Source organism: Paraburkholderia sp. SIMBA_030, assembly GCF_046535245.1.
GTDB lineage: Bacteria > Pseudomonadota > Gammaproteobacteria > Burkholderiales > Burkholderiaceae > Paraburkholderia.
Map to the genome: position 1 here is coordinate 1 of NZ_JAWRXB010001180.1, position 251 is coordinate 251.

Sequence of the window (251 nt, forward strand, 5' to 3'; positions counted from 1 at the left end):
CGTCGAAATGGAGCGGCGCGAGGTGCAAGTGCGCGTCGGCCCGTATCGCGACATCGAAACCGAGCCGCCCTACCGGCTCACGCTCGCGCAAGGCATCGCCGGCAGCGACAAAATGGACTGGCTGATCGAAAAGGCGGTCGAACTGGGCGCGACGAATTTCGTGCCGCTCACCACCTCGCGCAGCGTCGTGCGCCTCTCGGGCGATCGCGCCGTGCGCCGCCAGGCGCACTGGCAGCGCATCGTGCAGGCGT

Annotated in this window: 1 protein-coding gene; it reads left to right on the forward strand. The window is 68.5% G+C overall.

Annotated features, from left to right (window positions below; all coding sequences use genetic code 11):
- A partial coding sequence (locus SB772_RS43750) for an RsmE family RNA methyltransferase (protein WP_410838996.1) occupies positions 1-251 on the forward strand: 251 nt, incomplete at both ends.